Below are 21,241 nucleotides of genomic sequence, written 5' to 3'. Positions count from 1 at the left end.
AGCACGCCAAGCGGCTCTGACTGGTCGAATGCTACCGCCCGGGACCGATACAGTTCGAGCAGCGCCAGGAAGCGCCCCACCACCTCCATCGGCGCCTGACAGTCGGCGACCAGCTCGGAAAACGTCGCCCAGTGACCAGTGCCCCGCGCCTCGAGCATGCTTAGCAATTTTTGCGCCTGCTCGGGCACCGAGATTTGCAGCTCGTGCAGATGCTCGGTGGCCACCGTCGGCACCGGCCGCGGGGTGAACGCGACGGCGGCGATCTCGGCGAACCGCTCGGCATCGACGCCGAGCATCACCTCGGGCAGCAGTTCGGTGAACCGGTCCTCCAGCGACACCGCCCGCGGATAGCTGCGCAGTGCCGTGGCCTCCAGCTCGGCGAACATCTCCGCAACGTGCTTGAACGCGCGGTACTGCAGCAGCCGGGCGAACAGCAGGTCGCGGACTTCCAGCAGCGCCAGGTCCTCTTCGTCGTCGATCTGTCCGGCCGGCAGCAGCCGGGCCGCCTTGAGATCGAGGAGCGTCGCGGCAACCACCAGGAAGGCCGTCGTCTCCTCCAGCTCCAGCTGCGAACCGATCGCCCGGGTGTAGGCGATGAAGTCATCGGTGACCTGATGCAGCGCCACCTCGGTCACGTCGAGCCGGTGGGCGAAGATCAGCTGCAGCAGCAGATCGAACGGCCCCTCGAAGTTGGTCAGGCGGACTTGGAAACCAGCCGCGTAGCCGTTCTGCGGTGGCGCCTCACCATTTGCGGTGTCGTTCACGCGCCAAATCGGTCGATGAACTCGCGGGCCAGGGCGCGGTAGGCCTGGGCGCCCGTCGACTTCGGCGCCCAGGTGGTGATGGGTTCGCCCGCCACGCTCGTTTCCGGGAACCGCACGGTGCGGGTGATCACCGTGTCGAACACCAGGTCGCCGAATCGCTCGACGACGCGGGCCATCACCTCGCGCGCGTTGACGGTACGCGGGTCGTAGCGGGTGAGCAGGATGCCGCTGATTTCCAGCTTGGGATTGAGTCGGTCGCGCACCTTGTCGACGGTATCGGTTAGCAAGGCCAGCCCGCGCAGCGAGAAGAACTCGCACTCGGTGGGGATCACCACGCCATCCGAACAGGCCAGCCCGTTGACGGTAAGTAGGCCCAGCGACGGCTGGCAGTCGATCAGCACATAGTCGTAGCGGTCCAGCACCGGATGCAGCGCCCGGCCCAGGGTCTGCTCGCGGCCCACCTCGTTGACGAGCTGGATCTCGGCCGCCGACAGGTCGATATTGCTGGGCACCAGGTCCATGTGCTTGATCCGGGTGGACAGCAGCACGTCGTCGATCGACACCCGCGGCTCCACCAGCACGTTGTGAATGGTCTTTTCCAGCTCGTAGTGCGGGACGCCGAGCCCCGCCGACAGCGCGCCCTGCGGATCCATGTCGACCAGCAGCACCCGCCTGCCGTACTCGGCGAGGGCGGCGCCCAGGTTGATCGTCGACGTGGTTTTCCCGACACCGCCCTTTTGGTTGCACATCGCGACGACCTTGGCCGGGCCGTGCGAGGTGCGCGGCTGCGGCTCCGGGATCGACCGTGGCGGACGCCCGGTCAGACCGATAGCGATATCGCTGTCGGACGGATCGGTCATCGCCGGTCGAGTGTTCGGGAGGTGAACATCGCAGCAGAGTCTAATGGGTTGACGGGCAGAACCCGGGCGACCCGCGGGCGATATAACCAGCGAATATTGCCGAATCTCGCTGGTAACGGGCACAATAGCGCGCAGCGTTAACACTAGTCACACCAGCAACATTGGCGGGCCATGGCGCCGGCGCCACTATCGTGGATTCCCATGGATCTCAAGCGACGGATACCGCTCCTGCGATGGTCGGTCTGGCGAATGGCCGCCGGGACGCGCAACATCACCACCACGGGCCAGATCGGTGACGGCCGCGAGGCCGCCGCGGTGAAGTACGTCCTGAAGAACGCACGGGCCGGCGACATCGACGACGTGCTGGCGACCATCGACAAGTTCGCCTACGAGAAGTCGATGCTGATCAACGTCGGCGACGAGAAGGGGCTGCTGCTGGACGCCGCCGTGCGCCGCGCCAATGCCGCGCTCGCGCTGGAGCTGGGCACCTACTGCGGCTACGGTGCGCTGCGGATCGCCAGGGCCGCACCCAGCGCCCGGGTGTACTCCGTCGAACTCGCCGAGGCCAACGCCATCAACGCCCGCCAGATCTGGGAACACGCCGGCGTCGCAGACCGGGTCACCTGTGTCGTTGGCACCATCGGCGACGGCGGGCGCACCCTCGACAGGCTGGCCAGCGAATATGGATTCGCTTCTGGCGCACTCGATTTCGTCTTTCTCGACCACGACAAAGACGCCTACCTGAACGACCTGAAGAGCATCCTGGACCGGGGCTGGCTGCATCCCGGCTCGATCGTCGTCGCGGACAACGTCAGGGTGCCGGGCGCACCGAAATACCGCGAGTACATGCGCCAGCAGCAGGGCACGCAGTGGAACACCGTCGAGCATAAGGCGCACCTCGAATACCAGTCCATGGTCTCCGACCTGGTGCTGGAATCGGAGCTCTTGGCCTGACACCGGCGCGGGTTATTGCGCGCGCGGGTGCGCGCCGGCCCACACCTCGCGCAGCGCGTGCACGGTGACCAGCGTGTAGATCTGTGTCGTCGTCACCGAGGCGTGGCCGAGCAGCTCCTGCACCACGCGAACGTCGGCGCCGCCCTCGAGCAGATGGGTGGCGAAGGAATGCCGCAGCATGTGCGGCGACACACCCGAGGTGATCCCGGCGCGCTCGGCCGCGTCCTGCAGCACCTGCCATGCGCTCTGCCGCGACAGCCGGCCGCCGCGCACGTTGAGGAAAATGGCCGCCGTCCCCCGGCCGCGGCGAGCCAGCTCCGGGCGCCCCCGCACCAGGTAGGCGTCCAGCGCCTGCACGGCGGGACGCCCGACCGGCACCAACCGCTGCTTGCCGCCCTTGCCGCGCAACAACACCGACCTGGCCTGGGTGTCGATGTCGTCGACGTCGAGGCCGACGGCTTCGGAGATCCGTGATCCGGTGGAGTACAACAGCTCCAGCAGCGCGCGGTTGCGCAGCGTCAGCGGACCGTCGGCCGGGCTCTCGCCGCCGGCGGCCTCGAGCAGCGCCAGTACTTGGTCGATGGTCAGGCTTTTCGGCAGCCGGCGGCCCGGCGTCGGCGGCCGGACCGCCCGCGCCACGTCGAGCTCGGCCAGCCCTTCGGCGGCGGCGAAGCGATGCAAACCGCGCACCGCGATCAGCGCCCGCGCGGCCGACACCGCGGACAGCGCCGCCGTCCCGGAATCGGGGTCGCCGCGCCGCAGGGCCACCAGGAACTCGCTGACGTCGTCCTCGCCGACTTTTGCCAGATCGTGAATTCCTCGGTCCGACAGGTGTTTTGAGTACCGGCGCAGGTCGCGTCGATAAGAGCTGAGCGTGTTGGGCGCCACGCCCCGCTCGATCGTCAGGTGATCGAGGTAGCCCTGCATTTGACTCTCCAGCGCCGGCGCCGTCATCCCCGGGCCTTTCGCGCGGCGAACGCGCTCGGCCTGTCGATCCAGGGACTGTCCAGCGGACGCGGGTCCGCGAAGCCGTTGGTCACCGCCTGGGCGGCCAAAATCCCCGCCACGGCAATGGCATTGACGATCTCACCGCTGAGCACCTTGCGGGCGGCCTCGGCGAGCGGATACCACTGCAACGTCATGTCGGCTTCTTCGTCGTGCGCCTCGGGCCGGTCCACCTCGCTCAGCCCGGTGGCCAGATAGACCCGCACCGACTCGTCGCTGAATCCGGGCGTCGAATCGAGATCCACGAGCACCCGCCAGGTGTCGGCCCGCAGGCCGGCCTCCTCCTGCAGCTCCCTCGCGGCGGTCAAATGCGCCGCCTCGCCGTCGATGTCGAGGAGCCCGGCGGGCAGCTCCCACAGCCGCCTGCCGAACGCATGCCGGTACTGATACACCAGGGGGACGTTGCCGTCGTCGTCCATCGCCAAAACGGCGACCGCGCCGAAGTGCTCGACGACGTCGCGGGTGACGACCTTGCCGCCGGGCATGCGCACCTGGTCGCGGCGCAGCGCGAAAATCTTTCCGGTGTGCAGCGTTTCGGATGACGCCGTTTCGAAAACGTGCTCAGCCACGGGTCGCCGGCTCGGGTAACGGCCGCCGTGTGCTGTCTAGTTGCTGATCGCCGTTGGACGTGTGCTCGGGGATTTCCACCGGCAACTGCTCGCCCTTCTGGTAGTCGATGGCCGCCCCGACGAATGCGACGAACAACGGGTGTGGCCGGGTGGGCCGGCTCTTCAGTTCGGGGTGGGCCTGGGTGCCGACGACGAACGGGTGGATGTCGCGTGGGTATTCGACGAACTCCACCAGGTGCCCATCTGGTGAGGTGCCGGAGAAACGCAAACCGCTTTCGGCGATCCGGTCGCGGTAGGCGTTGTTAACCTCGTAGCGGTGCCGGTGTCGCTCGGATACCTCCGTCGTCCCATACGCTTGGGCCACAATGGAATCCGGCTCCAGCACCGCGGGATACGCGCCCAGCCGCATCGTGCCGCCGAGGTCGGCCTCGCCGGCCACGATCTGTTCCTGGTCGGCCATCGTGGAGATGACGGGATCCGGTGTGCCCGCCTCGAATTCGGCTGAGTTGGCCTCGGTGAGACCGACGGAGCGGGCGGCTTCGATCACGATGCACTGCAGGCCGAGGCACAGCCCCAGCACCGGCAAACCGCGCGAGCGGGCGTGTTGGATGGCGCCGATCTTGCCCTCGATGCCGCGGATGCCGAACCCGCCGGGAATCAGCACACCGTGCACGTCCCCCAACGCCGCCGCGGCACCCGCGGCGCTCTCACACCCGTCGGAAGCCACCCAGACCATCTCGACCTTTGCGTGGTGCTTGAACCCGCCCGCGCGCAGCGCCTCGGTGACCGACAGGTAGGCGTCGGACAGCTCGACATACTTTCCTACCAACGCAATTCGCACCGTCTCGTGTGGCTCGTGCACCCTGCGCAGCAGGTCGTCCCATTCGGTCCAGTCGACGTCGCGGAACGGCAGGTTGAGCCGGCGCACCACGAAGGCGTCGAGTTCCTCACGGTGCAACACCTTCGGGATGTCGTAGATCGACGGCGCGTCCGGGGTGGAGATGACGCCGTCGATGTCGACGTCACACATCAGCGCGATCTTGTTCTTCAGGGCTTCGGGGACGTCGCGGTCGCAGCGCAGGATCAGCGCGTCCGGGGTGATACCGATGCTGCGCAGCGCGGCCACCGAGTGCTGGGTCGGCTTGGTCTTGAGTTCACCCGACGGCGCGAGATACGGCACCAGCGACACATGCAGGAAGAAGACGTTCTCCCGCCCCAGGTCGTGCCGGACCTGGCGGGCCGCCTCCAGGAAGGGCTGCGACTCGATATCGCCCACGGTGCCACCGATTTCGGTGATCACGACGTCCGGGCGGTTGCCGTCGGCGTCCGGTTCGGCCATCGCCATGATCCGCCGCTTGATCTCGTCGGTGATGTGCGGGATGACCTGCACGGTGTCACCGAGATATTCACCGCGCCGTTCCTTGGCGATGACGGTCGAATACACTTGCCCGGTAGTAACATTCGCCGAGCCGGACAGGTCGCGGTCCAGGAAGCGCTCGTAATGGCCGACGTCGAGGTCGGTCTCGGCCCCGTCCTCGGTCACGAAGACCTCGCCGTGCTGGAACGGGTTCATCGTGCCCGGGTCGACATTGAGGTACGGATCGAGCTTTTGCATCGTCACGTGCAACCCGCGCGCGGTGAGTAGCTGGCCCAGGCTGCTCGCGGTGAGCCCCTTGCCGAGTGACGAAGCGACGCCACCGCTGACGAAGAGGTGCTTGGTGGCGGTTTGCGGGTGCTTTCGCACTGGCGACCTCCGTGAAGACGGGCAGGGCTTCGACTTTTCTAGTCTTAACCAGCTGGGCCTGCCGACCCACGGAAATCCACCCTAACATCCACCGTGCCGCGCCGCGGGGAACACGCCCGGCGTGCGGAGCGGCTACTGAGTGGCTACTGGGGCACGGTGATCGACGTCGCCCCGTGACCGGTGCCGTACTGCCCGACGTGGCCGCCGTTGATCAGGTCATGCAGGCCCAGGATCGCGGTGATGCGCCCGGGCGCGGTATCGACGTCATCGACGGTGCTGATCGCCGAAACCATGGCGGCATCGGCTCGGGCCACCGCGACCGCGGCGCCGCCCGTCGCGGACCCGTCCCGCCCGGCCAGCAGCGTGCCGGCGCCGTGTGGCGCCAGCGCGGTGGCGAACCGGGCGACGCTGACGCCCTGATTGCCGGCGTCCTGCGGCAGCCCGCCGCCGGTCACGACGAGGGCGGCAGTCCCGGCGCCCAGGTGATCGCTGGGCTGATACGTGATGAAGCCGGTGTCGCGCAGCGACGCCAGCACGGTGTCCCGCTGCGCGTCGTCCACCGGTGGAATGGCCGGATTGGTGTTGACCAACAACGCGATGCCCAACAGGTCGCCAGCCTGCGAGCCCTGGTCGACGAGCTTGGTGCTCAGCTGCTGGCCGGCGGGCAGGACCGACGAGTTGACCACCGTGCGGAGCTTCTCCGCGGAGTTGGCGTCGACGAACTCCTGGGTCAACGACACCGTGCCAGCGACCGTACCGCCGGCCTGGCCGACGATCTTCGACACCGCGGCGACGTCGTCATCTCGCGCGTCGGGGGTGCGGAAGACGACCACCGACTTGCCAGCGAGCGCGTCGTGCACTATCCGGCCGCCCAGCTGGGTGTCGAAATTGTTTGCGGCACTGAGCTTCTCGTTCAGCACATTCTTTTGGTCGTTGAGCCCGCCGATCTGTGTGAACAGGTCGCGCTTCTCGTCACGCAGGCTGGACAGCAGAGTGTCGGACAGAAATCCCGAACCCAGCACGACTCCCACGGCCAACGCCAGGAAGACCGCGGCCAGCGAGAATGCATGTTGGCGTAACGAGATCATGTGCGCACCGTTCTAGGCCACCCACCTCTGCACGGTGAGAGTGAAGTGGTTCCAGTAGTCGGTGATCCAATGCAGCACCACGCCGTCGGTGCGCGAGACCCACAGGGCGACGATGACGGCGATCAGCATCGTCAGCGCCAAGAGCGCGATGGCGCCCGCCGAGATGTGGCTGCGGTACAGCGTGGAAACCGCCTTGGCGTCCACCACCTTCTCCCCCACCCGAAGTCGGGTCAGGAACGTCGACGGGTTGCTTTGCGTGCGGGTGCGATCGAAGAACGTCTCGATGTTGGCGGTGTGGCCGGCCGTCACGAGCAGCGACGCGCCATGATGATCGGCGAGCAGCAGCGCCAGATCGACAGCCGAGCCCGCGGCCGGAAACGTCATCGCCCCGACACCGAGATCCTGAATCCGTTCCAGGCCGGGCGCATGCCCGTCGGCGTCGGCGGGCAACACCACATGGGCGCCGCACTTTAGCGCGTCGGTGCTGATCTGCTCGGGGTCGCCGACGATGATCTGCGGCCGATATCCCGCCTTGCGCAACACATCCGCGCCGCTACCGACGCCGATGAGCACCGGCTGGTACTCCTTGATGAACGGTTTGAGAGATCGCAGGTCATCCTCGGCGCTCGGCTCGTCGGCGACGATCACCACGTGCCGGCGACGCAGGTCCACGTCGATATCGGGGATGCCGATGCCGTCGATCAACAGCGGACTCTCGCTCTTGATGAACTCAATTGTGTTGCCTGCGAACGCCTCCAGGTGGGCGGCCAGCCCGCTCTTGGCCTCCCGCATCAGGTCGGCGATGTCATGGTCGGTGCGCTCGGTGCCGCGGATCAGCCTGCGGTCGCCGGCGTAAACGCCGCCTTCGTACAGCCGAATCTTGGCCCCGTCCTTGACCTTCTTGAAGATGTCGGGTCCGGTCTCGTCGATCAGCGTCACCCCGTTGTTGACCAGCACCTCGGGGCCCATGTTGGGATAGCGGCCCGAGACGGACGGGGACGCGTTGACGACGGCCGCGATGTCGGCCTCAACGAGGGCGTCCGCGGTGATGCGGTCCAGATCCAGGACGTCGAGCACCACGATGTCGCCGGGACAGACCCTGCGCAGCAGTCGGTCGATATTGCGGTCAACCCGCGCGGTGCCGGTAAGGCCCGGTCGGGAGGCATTACGAGTTAGCAGGCCTGACATCTTCATGGGGGCGATTCTGTCGGTGAAGCGCGGCCGAGGCGAGGAGGCGCGCCGTAACATCAGCCTCAGAAGTTATCTAGAGTCACATCTGTAACAGGTCGATCCCGATCCGGTCTCGCGGTGGGGTCAATCTAGATCTCGTCGTTCTGGGCGGCGTCCAGCAGTTCGCGGGCGTGTGCGCGGCCGCTGTCGGATTCGCCGAGCCCTGCCAGCATCCGCGCCAGCTCGGCCACCCGATCGTCGCCGGTCACGCGTTGCACCACACTCGTCCCCCGCGGCCCGGCGGCATGCACCACCAGGTGCACATCGCCGTAGGCCGCGACCTGCGGCAGGTGCGTCACCACGATGACCTGATGGGTGCGCGCCAGCCGCGCGAGCCGTCGTCCGATCTGAACCGCCGCGCGGCCCCCGACGCCGGCGTCGACCTCGTCGAAGACCATGGTTGTCCCCGCCGCCGACGCTGCCAGCACGGCCTCCAGCGCCAGCATCACCCGGGACAGCTCGCCGCCGGACGCGCTCTTCGCCAACGGCAGCACGGTCATGCCGCGGTGCGCGGCGAGCCCGAACTCGACCTCATCGACCCCATCGCCGCCGGCGCGGGCCAGCTCGCCGGAAGGCAGCGTCAGGGTGGCGGGATCGTCGGCGCCAGACGCGACATCGGTGGTCACGCCGATGGTGAATTCGGCGTCGCCCATCGCGAGCCCGGCCAGTTCGGCCGTCACCGCTTTGGCCAGCCGCTTGGCGGCCTTGCGGCGAAGATTGCTGAGATCGACTGCGGCGTCGCGTAGTTCGCGCGCCAGCTCGTCGACGCGGCGTTCCAGCGCGGCGATGCCCTCCTCGGAGACGTCGATTTGCGCCAAGCGCTCCCGGGATTCCTGTGCCCATCGCAGCACCCCGTCGATGTCGGCCGCGTACTTGCGGGTCAGGGTGCGCAGCTGGGCCTGACGGGCCAGCTTGGACTCCAGGGCGCTGGCGTCCACCGGCAGCTGCTCCAGATAGTCGCCCAGTTCCTGCCCCGCGTCCGTGACGACGGTGAGCGCTTGACCGATCTGCTCGGCCAGCGCCCGCAGCGTGGCATCGTCGGCGGATTCGAGCGCGGTTCGCGCGCGCCCGAGGTTGTCGACGGCGCTGGAGCCGAACGCATCCGCGTCGTCCGCGGACAACGCCGCGCGGGCCGCGGCGGCGGCCTCCCGCAGGGTGTCCAGCTCGGAGAGCCGCCGGATGTCGGCGACCAGTTCCTCGTCCTCGGCGGGTTGCGGGTCGACGCTGTCGATCTCGTTGAGCGCGAATTTCAGCCGGTCGGCCTCTTGCGCGAGTTCGCGGGCATGGTCGCGGCGTTCGATCAGGTCGCGTCGCGCCGACAGCCACGCCTCGCGCAGCTTGCGATAGCGCTCCAGCGCGGGGCCCGCGGCCGCGAAGCGATCCAGCGCGCCGCGCTGCTCGTCGGGCCGCATCAGGCGCAGCTGGTCGTTCTGCCCATGCAGGGTGAGCAACTCGGCGGTGAAGTCGCCAAGCGACTTCGCGGGCACGCTGCGACCGCCGAGATACGCCCGCGACGGTCCGTCGCGGCTGACCGAGCGCAGCGCGATCACGCTGCCATCCTCGTCGCGCTCGGCGCCCAAGGATTCCAGCACGCCGTCCAGCTGCGCGGCTGTCTCGTCGTCGAAATCGGTTGTCGTGAAACGGCCTTCGACAACAGCGCGGTCCGCCCCGGATCGCACCCGGGTGGCGTCGGCGCGGGCTCCGCCGAGCAGGTGCAGCCCGGTCACCACCATCGTCTTGCCGGTACCCGTCTCGCCGGTCAACACGGTCAGACCGCGGCCGAACTCCCCGACCGCGACGCTGATGGCACCCAGCGACTCGATGCGGATTTCGGTCAGCATTCGATCAGCACCGTTGCAGCGCCGTTACTTCCCGCGCCAGCCGGTCACCGGCAACCGGAACTTGCGCACCAGGCGGTCCGTAAACGGCGCGCTGTCCAGGCGTGCCCATTTCACCGGTGTGGCGCAACGGGTTACCTCGAGCCGCCCGCCGGCCGGTATCAGCATTTCGCGCCGTCCGTCGCAGAACACGAGGGCGTCGTTGCCGCTTGCCTCGATCTCGATCGCGACGGTGGCGTCCGGGCTGGTGACCATCGGCCGGCCGAACAGTGCGTGAGCGTTGTTGGGCACCACCAGGATCGCCTCGAGGTCGGGCCACAGCACGGGACCGCCGGCGGAGAACGCGTAGGCGGTGGATCCGGTCGGCGTCGAGATCAACACCCCGTCGCAGCCGAACGTCGACACGGGCCGTCCCTCGATTTCGACGACGACGCCCAACACGCCCAGCCGCGGGCCCTTTTCGAGGCTGGCCTCGTTGAGCGCCCAGCCCTGGTCAATGATGCGGCCACCCTGGCGCACGACGATGTCGAGCGTCAGGCGCTCCTCCACCCGGTAGGTCCGCGCGATGACGTGGTCGAGCACCGTGTCGATGGCCTCGGCCTCCGCCTCGGCCAGGAATCCGATGCGGCCCAAGTTGACGCCCAGCACCGGAATTCCGACGTTGCGGGCCAATTCGGCCGCACGGAGGAAGGTGCCGTCGCCGCCGAGCACCAGCACCAGTTCGCAGCCCTCGGCGGCGTGCGGGTCGGCGTCGACCACTTCGATTTCGACACCCATGGCCCGCATATCGTCGGGCGCCAGGTGCAACGATCCCCGGTCGACGGCCTCGGCGGACAGGACGCGAAGCGCAATGCCGTTGTCGCCCAGCACTTTCTGCACGCGCCGCGCGGTCTCGGTCGCTTCGTCACGCCCGGTGTGGACGATCAGCAGGACGGTACGTTCAGTCGTCATTGCGGGCCCTCCGCCACGGCGCGCCGCACCGCGTCCACCAACTCATCAGCAGACAGCCCCCGATCGGTCTCGGCGCGCAACCACAAGAAGTATTCGACATTGCCCGCCGGTCCCGGTAGCGGACTGGCCATGACGTCGACGGTATGCCAGCCCAGTTCCCCGGCGCGCCTCGCGACGCCGAGCACCGAGTCGGCGCGCAGCCCGGGATCGCGGACCACCCCGCCGGGGCCCACCTGACCCTTCCCCACTTCAAACTGTGGCTTCACCATGGGAACGATATCCGCGCTGGGGCAAGCGCATCCAGCCAGCGCGGGCAACACGGTGGCCAACGAGATAAACGACAGGTCAGCCACTACCAGGTCGACCTGGCCCCCGATCGCCTCCGGGGATAGCTCGCGGGCGTTGGTCCGCTCGACGACGACCACCCGCGGATCGGAGCGCAGCGACCAGGCCAGCTGGCCGTAGCCGACGTCCGCGGCCACCACCTGGGTGGCCCCGCGGTCCAGCAGGACTTCGGTGAACCCGCCCGTCGATGCGCCGGCGTCCAGGCAGCGGCGGCCCGCGACGGGAATGTCGAAGGCGTCCAGCGCGCCGATGAGCTTATGCGCGCCTCGCGACACCCAGCTGCGCTCGCCCTCGTCGGCGACGGTCAGCGCCGCGGTGATCGCGACGGCGGTGCCGGGCTTGACCGCCGGCAGGCCGTCGATGCTGACCTTGCCGGCGCCGATCAGCTCCGCGGCCTGCTGACGAGACCGGGCCAGGCCGCGCCGTACCAGCTCGGCGTCAACGCGGGCGCGTCGAGGCATGGGGCACGTCAGCCCTTCTCCGCGGACTCCAGCGCCTGCAGCAGCACGTCGTGCGCCTCGGAAAGACGGCGGGCAATCTCTTCGAGCTCGGCCAGCGACGGCCCGTTTTGCATGGCCTGTTGGTCTTTCGGATCGGGGAGTTGGGCCAGCAGGGTGTCGATTTCCGCGCGAATCTGTTCAGGATCGATAGTCATCGCGTACCTACGCTAGACCAGAGACCAGCGCCGCAGCGCGTCGCGCGCCCGGTCGTCGGCGGCCTCGATGCGCAGGGCATCGGACTGCGGTGCACTCCACACCGCGCTGGCGACGGCGCGCACGACCGACAGCCCGTCCCCGTCGTCGTCCCCGTTGGCTCCGACCGTCACCGCCTGCTCGCCGACGTCGACGCGCCAGCCGGCTTGCGGCGCGACCGCGAGCCGGCTCGCTTCGTCGTGCAATGCGCGCAGGTCGTGGCCGATGTAGGTGGGGCGCCTCGCGGGTTCGGCGCGGACGGCGTCGCGCGCGGTATTGACGCCGGTGAGCACCATCAGGCTGGGCAGCTTGGCGGCGTTGGCGCCCTCGATGTCGGTGTCCAACCGGTCGCCGATCACCAGCGCGGCCCGGAAATCGCCGCGCGCCACCGCATCCGTCATCAGCGTCGGCGCGGGCTTCCCCGCCACGCGGGGTTCGGCGCCGGTGGCCGTCCGCAGCGCGGCCACGAACGACCCGTTCCCGGGCAGCAGGCCCCGCTCGGTGGGCAGCGTGGGGTCGACGTTGGCCGCCACCCACAGCGCGCCGGCCCGGATGGCCAGCGCCGCCTCGGCGAGATCCGGCCAGGCGATGGTCTTCGAAAGGCCCTGCACAACGGCGACGGGATGGTCGTCGTACTTGCGAACGGGCCGCAAGCCCGCCGCGGCGACCTCGTCGGCCAGGGCGTCGGTGCCGACGATCAGCACCGGCGATTCCGGGGGTAGCTCACCTGCGAGCAGGTGGGCGGCGCTTTGGGCGCTGGTGACGATGTCCTCGCCGGTGACGTCGAAGCCGAGCTCGCGCAGGTGCGCCGCGACCTCGTCGGGGCTGCGCGAGGCGTTGTTGGTGACATACAGCTTGCGGCTGCGCACTTCGTCGAGCGACTGCACCGCGCCATCGGTGGGTTGGGCGCCGCGGAACACCGTCCCGTCCAGGTCTATGAGCAGGCAATCATATTCCTGCGCAAGGGTTTTCACGTCAACCAAACTCTCAGCCGAGCTCGCTGACCCGGTCTTCGGCGTCGGTGACGCCGTCGATGTCGGCGGCCGCGGAGCGCAAGAACCACCGCAGCGCCTCGTCGTCACGGCCCAGCGCCAGCAGCGTGTCGGCGTACGCGTAGAACAACCGCGCGGCCGTCGAACCGGTGCGGGTCGGGTCCAGCTGCGGCGTGGACAAGACGGTCAGGGCCTGCTCCAGCTGCCCGAGATCCGAGCGGGCGCCGGCCGCGACGATGCGCAGCTCGTCGGCGTCGTCGCCGCTGAGCTCGGCCGCCTCCGGCCCGCGGGCCAGTTCGAGCGCCCGCTCCGGGCGGCCGAGGCCGCGTTCGCAATCGGCGATAAGCGCGAGCAGCGAGGACTTGCTGCCCATCCTGCGGGCGGCGCGCAATTCGGCGAGCGCCTGGCCCCAATCGCCGCAGTGGTAGGCGGCGATCCCGACCGCTTCGCGGATCGCCGCGATCCGGCTGGACCGCGACCGCGCCGCACGCGCGTGACGGAGGGCGGCTTCCGGGTCTTCGTCGAGCAGTTCGCCGGCGGCGACCAGATGGCGTGCCACGGCGTCGGCGGTGGCACGGTCCAAGGTGCTCAGTTCGCGGCGGATTTCGGGTGCGAGTTGCCTGGCGTCCACGCCGGGCGGTATCGGGGGCCCGTCTTGAGCCGCGCCATCCTGCGACGGCCGCTCCGCCGCAGCGCTCTGCGGTTGGGCCGGGCGCGCGCGCCCCGGTCCTGACCACCGCGATGCCGAGCGCGGCCGTCGCTGCCCGTCTCGGCCATGCCTGTCGTCGACCACGCTGCAAAGGATACGGGCACGCCGAATGCCGTCGGCCGGGCGAACTAGGCCTGCAGCCGCCCGTTCAGCAGCGGCGCCAAGACCGCCGGACAGTACGTCGCGATAGCGACGATCGTGAATACGCCGGCCGACTTCTCGGACATCCCTCTCCTGACGGCCATTTCGCGGACGACCGCGTCGAAAGACTCACCCGGCTGGAACAGCATCGGACAGACCGCCTGGCCCGCCGCCGTCGTGCTGATCGGCTGGCTGTAGGTGACGCCGGCATTGTTCAGCGCGGAGAGAAACGCGTTGCCGAGCATGTCGGCCCGGATCGGCGCCGCCGACACGGTCGTCGTGGCGAGCAGACCCGCCGCCAATGCGATAAACCGAAGAGCCGCCGTCTGCCGAGTCCCCCGCGCGCAAATCACTGTGACAACAGTGGCCAGCGGAAGTCACGTTTAAAACACGGCGCGATAAAGCTTTGCGCACTAACGCGTTTCGCGACGCGGTTCTAGACCTTTTCTATGCCGGCGACATTGCGCTTGCCGCGGCGCAGCACCAGCCAACGGCCGTGCAGGAAGTCCGAGTTCTGCGGCACCCATTCGTCGCTGTCGATGCGAATGTTGTTGACCGACACGCCACCCTCGCTGATCGTGCGCCGGGCCGCACCCTTGCTGGCGGACAGTCCGCTGGCCACCAGCAGATCGACGATGCCGTCCGGGCCGCCCGGCTCGAGCTCCGCGACCGACGTCTCGCGCAACGCCGAGGCCAGCGTCGCCTCGTCGAGCCGGTCCAGTTCGCCCTGGCCGAACAGCGCCCGGCTGGCGTGTTCGACGGCCGCGGTAGCGGCCTCGCCGTGCACCAGAACGGTGAGTTCGGTCGCGAGCCGACGCTGCGCGGCGCGTTGTTGCGGGCGTTCGGCCGTGGCGCGTTCGAGCTCGGCCAGCTCGTCGGCCGACAGAAAGGTGAACCAGCGCAGGTAGCGGATCACGTCGGCGTCGGCGGTGTTGATGAAGTACTGGTACCAGGCGTAGGGACTGGTCATCTGCGGGTCGAGCCAGAGGCTGCCGCCGCCCGTGGATTTGCCGAACTTGGTGCCGTCGGCGGCGGTCACCAGCGGAACCGTGAGCGCATGCACTGTGGCGCCGAGCTTTTGGCGGACCAAGCGAACCCCGGCGATGATGTTGCCCCACTGGTCCGAGCCACCGATCTGCAGTGTGCAGCCATGCCGCCGGTGCAGTTCGACGTAGTCGTTGGCCTGCAGCAGCATGTAGCTGAACTCCGTGTAGGAGATTCCGTCGCCCTCCAGGCGCCGCCGGATGGTGTCGCGGTCCAGCATCACGTTCACCGAGAAATGCTTGCCGACGTCGCGCAGGAACTCCGTCACCGACATCTCGCGCGTCCACTCGAGGTTGTTCTCGACGATCGCGCCGGTGGGTGAGCTGTCGAAGTCGACGAATCGTTCCAGCTGTCCGCGGATCTTCTCGGTCCAGTCGGCGACGGTGCCCGTTTCGTTCAGGGTGCGCTCGCCGACGTCCCGCGGATCGCCGATCATGCCGGTGGCGCCGCCCGCGAGCACGATGGGCCGGTGGCCGGCGCGCTGGAAACGCCGCAACGCCAGCAACGGCACCAGGTGTCCGGCATGCAGGCTGGGCGCGGTCGGATCGAAGCCGGCGTACACCGTCAGCGGCGGGTCCTCGGCCGCCAGCGCGTCTAGATCGGTGGACTGCGCGATCAGCCCGCGCCAGCCCAGCTCGTCGAGGATTCCGGAAGACATCGCGCACGACTTTAGTCGCTCGCACGGCCACGATTCGCTACCGCGCGGCTATCTAAGGCAAGCTAACTAGGTGGCGCATCGTCGCGCTATGGCTTTCCCCGTCAGCGCACGACAACCCGGAGCGTCATGAGCAACCAGTACTGGCCGTTGGTCGTCGCGATCATCATGCTCGCGCTCGGGCTGACACTCACGGTCGACGACTTCAAGCGGGCCGCAACGCTGCGCAAACCACTCGTCGTGGCGCTCGCCTGCCAAGCGCTGCTGCTGCCGACCGTGTGCCTGGTCATCGCCGAGGTCTTTCACCTCGAACCCCATCTCGCGGTCGGGCTCATGCTGATGGCGGCCACACCCGGCGGGACGATGGCGAACCTGCTCAGCCATCTTTTCAACGGTGACCTGGCGCTTAACCTCACGCTGACCGCAATCAACGCCGCGCTGTCGGTCGTTGCCCTGCCCGCGATTCTGGCGATGTCGATGTCCTGGTTCCTCGGCGAAGGGCGGTTTCTCCCCCTGCAGCTGGACAAGCTCCTTTCGGTGATCGGCCTCGTGCTCGTTCCCATCGCGATCGGCGTGGCAACCCGCCACCACTTCCCCGAGCTGGCCCGCCGGCTGCAGAAACCGGTCCGCATAGCCGCCATTGCGCTCCTGGTGCTCGCCGTGCTCGCGGCCTTCGCAGGGGGCCGAACGACGCTATGGCACAACTTCGGCGTGCTGATCGGAGCCGTCGTCGCGTTCTGCACCGTGAGCCTCTCGATCGGCTATCTGGCGCCGCGCCTGATGCGGCTGGCCCCGCGGCAGGCCGTCGCTGTCAGCCTGGAGGTCGGAATGCACAATGCCGTGGTGGCGATGGGCATTGCGTTGAGTCCGCAGTTGCTGAACAGCGCCGAAATGGCAACGCCGGCCGCGATATACAGTGCCGTCGCGCCGCTCTTGGCCGTGACGTTCATTTTCCTCGCGCGCCGCGTGGACCCCGCGTTCCGCGCCGTCTCACCGGCACCCGCCCCCGCCTAATCACTGGCGCCCGGAGCCGGCGCGCGGGGGCTGCGGCGGTAGGCGGAGACTTCCGGCCGGCCCGCCAGCCACAGTCGCCACGGCCGGTCGGCGGCCTGGCTGATCCCCACGCGCGGGCCCGATACCGCGCCGTGCGCCTCGCTGAGCGCCAGCCGCACCGGGCTCTTCGGGTCGAAGACGTCGACCCCGTTGTCGGCCATGGTGATTCCCAGAGCCGAGCACAGATTCCCCGGACCGCGCGCCAGCGCGATGTGGCGAACCGCCTCGCCGCGCCGGGCCTGGGCCGCGTCGAGCCCGTCCTCGATGGCGGCGGCGCGCAGCAACACGGCGGCGGCCACGCCGTCGGGGCCGCACGAGACGTTGGCGCAGACGTGGATCCCGTGGCTGCGGTAGGTGTACAGCCGCCCCGGGGGCCCGAACATCACCGCGTTGCGGCCATTGCGGCCCCGATACGAGTGGGCCGCGGCGTCCGGCCACGGACCGTCGGGAACCCCGCCGTAGGCCTCCACCTCGACGACGACGGCCCGCACTCCGCGGCAGGTGATGGTCGCACCGAGCAACCGATGCGCGGCCTCGACGGGGTCGACTGAGAGCTGGCCCGCGCCGCGACCGGATCGCACCCACCGAACCTACCGGCACCCCGAACATGGCAGTATCCGGTCATCATGCATGCGATCGACCCCGCCGCCACCGCGTGGCTACTGGCCAGCACCGCACTCGTCCTGCTCATGACCCCCGGCCTTGCCATTTTCTACGGCGGCATGGTCCGCACCACCGGGGTGCTCAACATGATGATGATGAGCTTCATCTCCATCCCGCTGGTCACGGTGGCGTGGCTGCTGGTCGGCTACACCATCGCGTTCTCCCAGGACGGCGCCGGCGGATTCGTCGGCAACCTCAGGCACATCGGGATGCTCGGCATCACCCCCGACAGCCTCCATGGCACGGTGCCCGAACTGCTCTATGCGACATTCCAATTGACGTTTGCGATCATCACCGCCGCCCTGGTGAGCGGCGCGATCGCCGATCGCGCGAAGTTCGCGGCCTGGGTGGTGTTCGTCCCGACATGGGCGATCGTCGTGTATTCGGTTGTCGCACACTGGGTATGGGGACCCGGCGGCTGGCTGGCCAAGCTGGGCGTGCTCGACTACGCGGGCGGGCTCGTCGTCGAGATCGTCTCCGGCTGCTCCGCCCTGGCCCTGGCGCTGGTGCTCGGACCCCGCATCGGCTTCAAGAAGGAGGCCATGCGGCCGCACAATCTGCCGCTGCTCTTCGTCGGTGTCGGGCTGCTGTGGTTCGGCTGGTTCGGGTTCAACGCCGGTTCGGCCATGGCCGCCAACGGAACTGCCGCGGCCATTTTCCTCAACACCCTCGTCGCCGGCTGCCTGGGCATGCTTGGCTGGCTATCGGTCGAACAACTCCGTGACGGCAGGCCGACAACCTTCGGCGCGGCGTCCGGTGTGGTCGCCGGCCTGGTCGCCATCACCCCGTCGTGCGGAACCGTCAACACGCTCGGCGCCGCGGTCGTCGGCGTCGCCGCGGGCATCGTGTGCTCGTTCGCCGTCGGCGCGAAATTCCGTTTCAACTACGATGATTCGCTCGACGTCGTGGGGGTGCACTTCGTCGGCGGCGTCGTCGGTGTGTCGTTGATCGGGCTGCTTGCCACCGCGGTCATGACGTCGGGCCCGCAGGGGCTGTTCTACGGCGGCGGCTTCGCCCAGCTCGGGAAGCAGACGCTGGCGATTGTCGTGGTGGCCCTCTATGCGTTCATCGTGACGTTCGTCCTGGCGAAGTTGATCGATCGGGTGATGGGTTTCCGGGTCAGCGCCGAAGAGGAGACCGCCGGAGTCGACGTCACTCAGCACGCCGAAACCGCATACGCCGAAGGCGTGCACGGACATCTGCCGCAGCGCCGCCCGGCCGCCGGCGAGCGATAAATCCCCCGCCGGCCACGCCCGGCGTCCGCCACCCCTTGACAATCCCGTCGCACCGGCGGATATTCATCACATGATGATTTCATCGCATGATGAATTGAGGCAGGGCGGTGCGGAACCGGCCGTCGACATCAATCACCTGCGGGTGATTCGCGGGAAACGCCCAGCTCTGCACGATTTCTCGGTGCGGATTGCCCGCGGCAGCATCACCGGCTTGCTTGGCCCCTCCGGCTGCGGCAAGACGACGCTGATGCGCTGCATCGTCGGCACACAGATCGTGACGTCGGGGACGGTGACGGTGCTGGGCCACCCCGCCGGATCCGCGCCGCTGCGCCGTCGAGTCGGGTACATGCCGCAGGACGCGACGCTCTACAACGACCTGCGGATCGTCGACAACGTCCGCTACCTGGCATCGCTGTATGGCTTCGACAGCAGCGCCGCCGATACCGCAATCGACCGCGTCGGACTGACCGATCACCGAACCGCCTTCTGCGGCAACCTCTCCGGGGGCCAGCGCACCAGGGCATCGCTGGCGTGCGCGCTGGTCTGCCAGCCCGATCTGCTCGTGCTCGATGAGCCCACCGTGGGCCTGGATCCCGTGCTGCGAGTGGATCTTTGGGAACAGTTCACCGACCTGGCCCGCGGCGGCACCACGCTGCTGGTTTCCAGTCACGTGATGGACGAGGCCGACCACTGCGGCGATCTGTTGCTGATGCGCGAGGGGTATCTGGTCGCGCACACCACCCCGACCCAACTACGAGAGGACACCGGATGCACGTCACTGGAGGACGGGTTTCTGTCCATCATCAGGCACAGCACCACACGCCAAGCCGGCTAGGACTCAAGGGCTACACGGCGACGACGACGCGGATCTTGCGCCAACTGGTCGCCGATCGTCGCAGCGTCGCGTTGATCCTGCTGGTTCCGGTCCTGGTCATCACGCTGATGTACTTCATGTTCGAAAACGCACCGCACCGCCCGGGCACGCCGACACCGTTCAACAACGCATGCCTGATCCTGCTCGGCCTTTTCCCGCTTTTCGTGATGTTCATCATCACGTCGATCACGATGCAGCGCGAGCGGGCCTCGGGGACGCTGGAGCGCATCCTGACCACTCCCCTGCGCCGGCTCGACCTGCTGATCGCCTACGGCACCGCGTTCTCGATAGCCGCTGCGGCGCAAGCGATTCTGGCATGCGGAGTGTCGTTTTGGTTCCTCGGCTTCGACACCGCGGGCAGCCCGCTCTGGGTGTTCGTGATCGCGATCGTCAACGCGGTGCTGGGTGTCGGCCTCGGTCTGCTGTGTAGTGCGTTCGCCCGCACCGAGTTTCAGGCGGTGCAGTTCATACCGCTGGTGATGGTGCCGCAGCTGCTGCTGGCCGGCATCATCGTCCCGCGGGCGTTGATGGCTCACTGGTTGCAGTGGATCAGCAACGTGCTGCCGGCCAGCTACGCGCTGGAGGCGCTGCAGCAGGTGGGCGCGCATTCGGATTTGACGTACATCGCGGTACGCGACATCGTCGTCGTCATGTGTTTCGCGCTCGCCGCGCTGTGCCTGGCCGCGGCCACCCTACGACGGCGGACGCCCTAGCGTGGCGACCGCCCAAACCGGACGCCGACGGCCCGGCCGACCCGCCGGGGTTACCGACACGCGGGAGCGGATTCTAGCCAGCGCCCGAGAGTTGTTCGCTCGCAATGGCATTGACCGGACGTCGATTCGGGCCGTGGCCGCGGGGGCTGGCGTCGACTCCGCCCTGGTGCATCACTACTTCGGCACCAAAGAGCAGCTGTTTGCCGCCGCGATCAAACTTCCGGTCGATCCCATGACGGTGCTGGTGCCGATGCGGGAAACGCCGGTGGAGGAACTCGGGCTACGGCTGCCGTCGATCCTCTTACCGATTTGGGATTCGGAAATGGGCGCGGGCTTGATCGCGACGGTGCGATCGTTGCTTGCCGGCGCCGACGTGAGTCTGGCGCGCTCATTCCTGCAAGAGGTGGTCGTCAGGGAGGTGGGTTCGCGCGTCGACACTCCACCCGGGACGGGCAAGATCCGCGCCCAGTTCGTCGCCTCGCAGTTGATGGGCGTGGTCATGGCGCGCTACATCGTGCGGATCGAACCGTTCGCGTCGCTACCGGCCGAACAGATCGCGCACATCATCGCGCCGAACCTGCAGCGTTACCTCACCGGGGATCTGCCGGACCCGCTTGCGCCGTGAACCGTGCGTGCTCGTCGTCGTCGACGTCACGGGCCTCGTCGACCAGCAGCACCGGAATGCCGTCCTCGATGCGGTAGGCACGCCGCAGCCGCGGGTTGTAGAGCAACTCGGCCCCGTCGTCCGCCGAGACCAGCAGCAGCGGGCCCCGGTCGGCGGGGCACACCAGAATGTTGAGCAGCGAATCGTCGACCACGTCAGTGCTCGCCGCCCAGTTCCAACCGCACACCTGGGGTCAGCCGGCGAAACTCGTTGCTGCCCACGTCGAAATACCAGACGTGACGGCCCGCCTTGGGGATTCCCGCGGCCCGCAGGGCGCTGACGGTGGGGCGGTAGGTCGCGCTCAGCGTCATCTCCGGCACCACGCACACGAAGTCGGGTCCCAGCCCGATCGGCATGTTGGCGACCGCCTCGGTGAGGTCCGCCGCGGTGATGGTGGCCCCCGGCAACAACGTCACCGCCGAGACCGCCGCCTCGTGATCGCCGACCGGCACGTTGTA

The 21,241-nt window shown here is 68.4% G+C and carries 22 protein-coding genes and 2 pseudogenes; 6 read left to right on the top strand and 18 right to left on the bottom strand.

The window, feature by feature from the left end; genetic code table 11:
- On the bottom strand, positions 1 to 764 hold a 764-nt coding region (locus A5736_RS08415), incomplete at its 3' end, for a segregation/condensation protein A (RefSeq protein ID WP_076245579.1).
- Complete coding sequence (locus A5736_RS08410; protein ID WP_076062162.1) at positions 761 to 1,624, bottom strand: ParA family protein; 864 nt, start codon at positions 1,622 to 1,624, stop codon at positions 761 to 763. The genes A5736_RS08410 and A5736_RS08415, both read right to left, overlap by 4 nt.
- Before the next feature lie 201 nt (positions 1,625 to 1,825).
- Between A5736_RS08410 and A5736_RS08405 the strand changes: the two genes are divergently transcribed.
- On the top strand, positions 1,826 to 2,578 hold the full coding sequence (locus A5736_RS08405; RefSeq protein ID WP_076245577.1) for an O-methyltransferase: 753 nt from the start codon (positions 1,826 to 1,828) through the stop codon (positions 2,576 to 2,578).
- 12 nt (positions 2,579 to 2,590) lie between these two features.
- Here the strand turns inward: A5736_RS08405 and xerD are convergent, their stop codons facing one another.
- The 13 genes from xerD to tyrS form a co-directional block, all read right to left on the bottom strand.
- On the bottom strand, positions 2,591 to 3,532 hold the full coding sequence (gene xerD / locus A5736_RS08400; protein WP_076123021.1) for a site-specific tyrosine recombinase XerD: 942 nt from the start codon (positions 3,530 to 3,532) through the stop codon (positions 2,591 to 2,593).
- Entirely contained in the window at positions 3,529 to 4,152 is a 624-nt protein-coding gene (locus tag A5736_RS08395) for an NUDIX hydrolase (RefSeq protein ID WP_076245576.1), read from the bottom strand. Before A5736_RS08395 ends, xerD begins: the two co-directional genes overlap by 4 nt.
- Positions 4,145 to 5,896, bottom strand: a complete 1,752-nt coding sequence (locus A5736_RS08390; RefSeq protein WP_076123019.1) for a CTP synthase — start codon at positions 5,894 to 5,896, stop codon at positions 4,145 to 4,147. The genes A5736_RS08395 and A5736_RS08390 overlap by 8 nt, the downstream gene beginning before the upstream one ends.
- A 143-nt stretch (positions 5,897 to 6,039) precedes the next feature.
- A complete protein-coding gene (locus A5736_RS08385) occupies positions 6,040 to 6,984 on the bottom strand; it encodes a copper transporter (protein ID WP_076245574.1) in 945 nt (314 codons plus the stop codon).
- 12 nt (positions 6,985 to 6,996) lie between these two features.
- Positions 6,997 to 8,178, bottom strand: coding sequence for a putative cytokinetic ring protein SteA (gene steA / locus A5736_RS08380; RefSeq protein WP_076123017.1), 1,182 nt, complete (start codon positions 8,176 to 8,178; stop codon positions 6,997 to 6,999).
- Positions 8,179 to 8,303: 125 nt separating this feature from the next.
- Positions 8,304 to 10,055 carry a DNA repair protein RecN gene (recN, locus tag A5736_RS08375; protein ID WP_076245572.1) on the bottom strand — a complete coding sequence of 584 codons (1,752 nt, stop codon included), beginning with the start codon at positions 10,053 to 10,055 and terminating at the stop codon, positions 8,304 to 8,306.
- A gap of 24 nt (positions 10,056 to 10,079) precedes the next feature.
- The gene (locus A5736_RS08370; RefSeq protein WP_076117267.1) at positions 10,080 to 11,003 is read right to left on the bottom strand and encodes an NAD kinase; all 924 of its coding nucleotides are present in this window, start codon (positions 11,001 to 11,003) and stop codon (positions 10,080 to 10,082) included.
- A complete protein-coding gene (locus A5736_RS08365; RefSeq protein ID WP_076123015.1) occupies positions 11,000 to 11,809 on the bottom strand; it encodes a TlyA family RNA methyltransferase in 810 nt (269 codons plus the stop codon). The genes A5736_RS08370 and A5736_RS08365 overlap by 4 nt, the downstream gene beginning before the upstream one ends.
- Positions 11,810 to 11,817: 8 nt before the next feature.
- Positions 11,818 to 12,003: a hypothetical protein gene (locus A5736_RS08360; RefSeq protein ID WP_076123014.1), complete on the bottom strand. Its 186-nt coding sequence runs from the start codon at positions 12,001 to 12,003 to the stop codon at positions 11,818 to 11,820.
- Positions 12,004 to 12,015: 12 nt separating this feature from the next.
- Complete coding sequence (locus A5736_RS08355) at positions 12,016 to 13,014, bottom strand: HAD-IIA family hydrolase (RefSeq protein WP_076123013.1); 999 nt, start codon at positions 13,012 to 13,014, stop codon at positions 12,016 to 12,018.
- A 13-nt stretch (positions 13,015 to 13,027) separates the two neighbouring features.
- Positions 13,028 to 13,825, bottom strand: coding sequence for a tetratricopeptide repeat protein (locus tag A5736_RS08350; RefSeq protein ID WP_139333203.1), 798 nt, complete (start codon positions 13,823 to 13,825; stop codon positions 13,028 to 13,030).
- Between the two features lie 44 nt (positions 13,826 to 13,869).
- A complete protein-coding gene (locus tag A5736_RS08345) occupies positions 13,870 to 14,235 on the bottom strand; it encodes a DUF732 domain-containing protein (RefSeq protein WP_076245570.1) in 366 nt (121 codons plus the stop codon).
- A gap of 83 nt (positions 14,236 to 14,318) precedes the next feature.
- Positions 14,319 to 15,584, bottom strand: coding sequence for a tyrosine--tRNA ligase (gene tyrS, locus A5736_RS08340; protein WP_076245569.1), 1,266 nt, complete (start codon positions 15,582 to 15,584; stop codon positions 14,319 to 14,321).
- 120 nt (positions 15,585 to 15,704) lie between these two features.
- Here tyrS and A5736_RS08335 point away from each other — a divergent pair.
- A pseudogene (locus A5736_RS08335) lies at positions 15,705 to 16,595 on the top strand (bile acid:sodium symporter family protein); the annotation flags it as partial.
- Here the strand turns inward: A5736_RS08335 and A5736_RS08330 are convergent.
- Positions 16,592 to 17,215, bottom strand: coding sequence for a DNA-3-methyladenine glycosylase (locus A5736_RS08330; RefSeq protein ID WP_076245566.1), 624 nt, complete (start codon positions 17,213 to 17,215; stop codon positions 16,592 to 16,594). The pseudogene A5736_RS08335 and the gene A5736_RS08330 sit on opposite strands and share 4 nt — an antisense overlap.
- Before the next feature lie 45 nt (positions 17,216 to 17,260).
- Between A5736_RS08330 and A5736_RS08325 the strand changes: the two genes are divergently transcribed.
- The 4 genes from A5736_RS08325 (at position 17,261) to A5736_RS08310 (ending at position 20,744) form a co-directional block, all read left to right on the top strand.
- The gene (locus A5736_RS08325; RefSeq protein ID WP_076245564.1) at positions 17,261 to 18,532 is read left to right on the top strand and encodes an ammonium transporter; all 1,272 of its coding nucleotides are present in this window, start codon (positions 17,261 to 17,263) and stop codon (positions 18,530 to 18,532) included.
- A 70-nt stretch (positions 18,533 to 18,602) separates the two neighbouring features.
- Positions 18,603 to 19,367, top strand: a complete 765-nt coding sequence (locus tag A5736_RS08320; RefSeq protein ID WP_076123007.1) for an ABC transporter ATP-binding protein — start codon at positions 18,603 to 18,605, stop codon at positions 19,365 to 19,367.
- Positions 19,301 to 20,119, top strand: coding sequence for an ABC transporter permease (locus tag A5736_RS08315; protein WP_198938146.1), 819 nt, complete (start codon positions 19,301 to 19,303; stop codon positions 20,117 to 20,119). Before A5736_RS08320 ends, A5736_RS08315 begins: the two co-directional genes overlap by 67 nt.
- Position 20,120: 1 nt before the next feature.
- A complete protein-coding gene (locus tag A5736_RS08310; RefSeq protein WP_076245563.1) occupies positions 20,121 to 20,744 on the top strand; it encodes a TetR family transcriptional regulator in 624 nt (207 codons plus the stop codon).
- Here the strand turns inward: A5736_RS08310 and A5736_RS08305 are convergent.
- Positions 20,710 to 20,937 carry a Trm112 family protein gene (locus A5736_RS08305; RefSeq protein ID WP_076123004.1) on the bottom strand — a complete coding sequence of 76 codons (228 nt, stop codon included), beginning with the start codon at positions 20,935 to 20,937 and terminating at the stop codon, positions 20,710 to 20,712. The two genes, A5736_RS08310 and A5736_RS08305, sit on opposite strands and share 35 nt — an antisense overlap.
- Before the next feature lies 1 nt (position 20,938).
- A pseudogene (locus tag A5736_RS08300) lies at positions 20,939 to 21,241 on the bottom strand (acyl-CoA synthetase); the annotation flags it as partial.

The sequence above is a fragment of the Mycobacterium sp. SP-6446 genome, from assembly GCF_001954045.1.
In the GTDB taxonomy this organism is placed as follows: Bacteria; Actinomycetota; Actinomycetes; order Mycobacteriales; family Mycobacteriaceae; genus Mycobacterium.
Note: the sequence above shows the minus strand (reverse complement) of the source record. Positions and strands in the feature narration are given on the sequence as shown.

What these genes read in the sequence shown, in the direction of transcription:
- tyrS (WP_076245569.1), bottom strand. Translation starts at nt 15,584, where the DNA reads ATGTCTTCCGGAATCCTCGACGAGCTGGGCTGGCGCGGGCTGATCGCG.
- A5736_RS08365 (WP_076123015.1), bottom strand. Translation starts at nt 11,809, where the DNA reads ATGCCTCGACGCGCCCGCGTTGACGCCGAGCTGGTACGGCGCGGCCTG.
- A5736_RS08370 (WP_076117267.1), bottom strand. Translation starts at nt 11,003, where the DNA reads ATGACGACTGAACGTACCGTCCTGCTGATCGTCCACACCGGGCGTGAC.
- A5736_RS08410 (WP_076062162.1), bottom strand. Translation starts at nt 1,624, where the DNA reads ATGACCGATCCGTCCGACAGCGATATCGCTATCGGTCTGACCGGGCGT.
- xerD (WP_076123021.1), bottom strand. Translation starts at nt 3,532, where the DNA reads ATGACGGCGCCGGCGCTGGAGAGTCAAATGCAGGGCTACCTCGATCAC.
- A5736_RS08405 (WP_076245577.1), top strand. Translation starts at nt 1,826, where the DNA reads ATGGATCTCAAGCGACGGATACCGCTCCTGCGATGGTCGGTCTGGCGA.
- A5736_RS08385 (WP_076245574.1), bottom strand. Translation starts at nt 6,984, where the DNA reads ATGATCTCGTTACGCCAACATGCATTCTCGCTGGCCGCGGTCTTCCTG.
- A5736_RS08360 (WP_076123014.1), bottom strand. Translation starts at nt 12,003, where the DNA reads ATGACTATCGATCCTGAACAGATTCGCGCGGAAATCGACACCCTGCTG.
- A5736_RS08320 (WP_076123007.1), top strand. Translation starts at nt 18,603, where the DNA reads ATGATGATTTCATCGCATGATGAATTGAGGCAGGGCGGTGCGGAACCG.
- A5736_RS08315 (WP_198938146.1), top strand. Translation starts at nt 19,301, where the DNA reads ATGCACGTCACTGGAGGACGGGTTTCTGTCCATCATCAGGCACAGCAC.
- recN (WP_076245572.1), bottom strand. Translation starts at nt 10,055, where the DNA reads ATGCTGACCGAAATCCGCATCGAGTCGCTGGGTGCCATCAGCGTCGCG.
- steA (WP_076123017.1), bottom strand. Translation starts at nt 8,178, where the DNA reads ATGAAGATGTCAGGCCTGCTAACTCGTAATGCCTCCCGACCGGGCCTT.
- A5736_RS08325 (WP_076245564.1), top strand. Translation starts at nt 17,261, where the DNA reads ATGCATGCGATCGACCCCGCCGCCACCGCGTGGCTACTGGCCAGCACC.